The following is a 2,977-nucleotide window of genomic DNA, read 5'->3' as shown; positions in this document are numbered from 1 at the left end:
GCGTTGACGAACGCGAAGATGAACCGCGAGGCGAAGAGCATGATGCCGAACGAGAGCACCACGACGGTGATGATGATGACCATGTTCGAGGTCATGCCGACGGCGGTGATGACGGAGTCGAGCGAGAAGACGATGTCGAGCAGCAGGATCTGTGCGATCACCGAGCCGAAGGTCACGCTCTTGCGGCCGCCCGCGCCCTCGCCATGCTCCTCTTCGGCGCCCTCGAGCTTGTGGTGGATCTCGGTGACCGCCTTGTAGACGAGGAAGAGCCCGCCCGCGATGAGGATGAAGTCCTTCCACGAGAACGAAATGCCCCACAGGGTCACGACGGGTTCGGTGAGCGAGATGATCCAGCCCGCCGCAAAGACGAGGCCGACACGGATGAGCATCGCGAGCGTAAGACCGAGGTTGCGCGCCCGCGCCTGCTGCTCCTTGGGGAGCTTGGAGGCGAGGATCGAGATGAAGATGACGTTGTCGACGCCCAGCACGATCTCAAGGACGAACAACGTGACGAAGACCGCGATCAGATCGGGAGTGAAGGCGAAGGAGAAGTCCACGCAGACAGCGTAGGGCCTCGGTTCGGTCGCGCCCTTGTGCGGGTTCGCGCCGCGCCAACCCGCGAAACGGCGCGACTGAAGAATCTGCACCACTATTCGGTCGCGCCCTGGTGCGGGCGGCGGGCTGACGAACCCACGTCACGGCGCGACTGAACGGTCATGCGAACCGAGTGGCATCGAGGACTGATACCCCAGGGGGTATTATTGGCACCATGACTTCACCCGCCGCCGACCGCAGTACCCGGCCCGTCATCGGCGAGTGGGTTGACGGCATCGACATCCCGGTCGTCAACGAGCGTGCCGTGCGCGCCTCGGCCGGCATCCTGTTCCTCCTCGGCTTCAGCGCCTGGCTCTCTGGCGTGATCACCGGCGACCTGCAGTACATGCGCGGGTTCGGCATCCTGTTCGCCGCCGAGATGTTCCTGCGCCTTTTCGTCGGAACCCGCTTCACGCCCACCCTTCTGATCGGCACCCTCATCACGCGTCCGCAGCGCCCCGAATGGGTGGATGCCGCCCCCAAGCAGTTCGCCTGGGGGCTCGGATTCTCGATGGCTCTCCTCGGGTGTCTGTCACTTGGGTGGCTGGGGCTGCCGGCGGTCATCGCGCAAACCATCTGCGCCGGATGCCTGCTGCTGCTGTTCGCCGAGTCGGCCTTCGGCATCTGCGTCGGATGCGAGCTGGCCCGCCGCTTCGGGCGCACCAAACCGCAGCTGTGCGCTGGCGACACGTGCACCTACACTCCCCCGGCCCGCGGCGAGCGCCACTCGGTCGAGTGATGAGCGGCGTGTCAACGCAGGACGGGCCTGACGCACCAGTCGCAACGGCGCACGGATTGCCCGACACCCCGCCCGCAGCATCCGTCGCCCGGCGTGTTGGGCACGATCCGCGCCGTTGCGACTCGACCGCACGGCCACGTCGAGCGCCCGAAGAGGAGCACGAACCGACACGGATGCCGAAAGCGGCCGCCGCGTAGACTGGGGTCGCCCGCACGCTGGCGCCGGTCTCGGCATCCTCGACCACTGGAGTCCCACCCCGTGAGCACCCCGATCACTCCCGCCCGAGCAGTCGCCGACACCGCCGCGCCGAGAGGCGCAGCAGCAGCCGATACCGTTGAGAACGCCGCGGCGACGCCCGAACGCGAGCAGCCGTACGGCGCCCTCGGCCTGAAGGATGACGAGTACGCGCAGATCCGCGAGATTCTCGGGCGCCGGCCCACGAGCGGTGAGCTCGCCATGTACTCGGTCATGTGGAGCGAGCACTGCTCCTACAAGTCCAGCAAGATCTACCTGCGCCGGTTCGGGCAGAAGGTCAGCGACGAAATGCGCGAGCGTCTCATGGTCGGCATGGGTCAGAACGCGGGCGTCGTCGACATCGGCGAGGGCTGGGCGGTGACGTTCAAGGTCGAGTCGCACAACCACCCGAGCTACATCGAGCCGTTCCAGGGTGCCGCGACCGGTGTGGGCGGCATCGTCCGCGACATCATCTCGATGGGGGCGCGCCCGGTCGCTGTCATGGACCAGTTGCGCTTCGGCGCGATCGACAACCCCGACACCGCCCGCGTCGTGCACGGCGTGGTCAGTGGGATCTCGTTCTACGGCAACTGCCTGGGCCTGCCGAACATCGGCGGTGAGACAGTCTTCGATGCCGTCTACCAGGGCAACCCGCTGGTCAACGCTCTCGCCGTCGGCGTGCTGCGCCACGAAGACCTGAAGCTTGCCAACGCCTCGGGCGCGGGCAACAAGGTCGTGCTGTTCGGCGCTCGCACCGGCGGCGACGGCATCGGCGGAGCATCCATCCTCGCTTCCGACACCTTCGCCGACGGCGGCCCGACCAAGCGCCCCGCGGTGCAGGTGGGCGACCCGTTTGCCGAGAAGGTGCTCATCGAGTGCTGCCTCGAGCTCTACCGCGATGATCTCGTCGAAGCGATCCAGGACCTCGGCGCCGCCGGTATCTCCTGCGCCACCAGCGAGCTCGCGGCAAACGGCGGCAGCGGCATGCGGGTCGACCTCGAGAACGTGCTGCTGCGCGACCCGAGCCTCACGCCGGAAGAGATCCTGATGAGCGAGTCGCAGGAGCGGATGATGGCCATCGTCGCTCCCGAGAAGCTCGACGCGTTCCTCGAGGTCGTCGGCCGCTGGGAGGTCGAGACGAGCGTGCTCGGCGAAGTCACCGGCGATGGCCGCCTGCAGATCTTCTGGCACGGCGAGCAGATCGTGGATGTCGACCCCTCCACCGTCGCGGTCGACGGGCCCGTCTACGAGCGGCCCGTCGCCTACCCGACCTGGATCGACGCCCTCCGCGACGATTCAGCCGCAGCGCTGCAGCGCCCCAGCGAACCGGACGAGGTGCGTGAGCAGTTCCTCGCCCTGGTCGCGAGCCCGAACCTCGCCGACACATCCTGGATCACCAACCAGTACGAC

General features: G+C 67.3%; 3 protein-coding genes. 2 read left to right on the top strand and 1 reads right to left on the bottom strand.

Annotated features, from left to right (window positions below; translation table 11 throughout):
- Positions 1-557, bottom strand: a 557-nt coding sequence (locus B3587_RS06355) for a TerC family protein (RefSeq protein WP_292727244.1), incomplete at its 3' end; no start/stop codon positions are given.
- Positions 558-769: 212 nt separating this feature from the next.
- Between B3587_RS06355 and B3587_RS06350 the strand changes: the two genes are divergently transcribed.
- Both B3587_RS06350 and purL read left to right on the top strand, forming a co-directional pair.
- Positions 770-1,333, top strand: a complete 564-nt coding sequence (locus B3587_RS06350; protein WP_228179310.1) for a DUF4395 domain-containing protein — start codon at positions 770-772, stop codon at positions 1,331-1,333.
- A 270-nt stretch (positions 1,334-1,603) separates the two neighbouring features.
- Positions 1,604-2,977 (top strand): phosphoribosylformylglycinamidine synthase subunit PurL (gene purL, locus B3587_RS06345; protein WP_292727247.1); only part of this gene is annotated, 1,374 nt, incomplete at its 3' end.

This window comes from Microbacterium sp. UBA837 (assembly GCF_002296025.1).
Lineage (GTDB): Bacteria > Actinomycetota > Actinomycetes > Actinomycetales > Microbacteriaceae > Microbacterium.
The sequence above is the reverse complement of the archived record's forward strand: the minus strand, read 5'-3'. Positions and strand labels throughout refer to the sequence as shown.

Coding starts and splice junctions, on each gene's coding strand:
- B3587_RS06350 (WP_228179310.1), top strand. CDS start 770: ATGACTTCACCCGCCGCCGACCGCAGTACCCGGCCCGTCATCGGCGAG.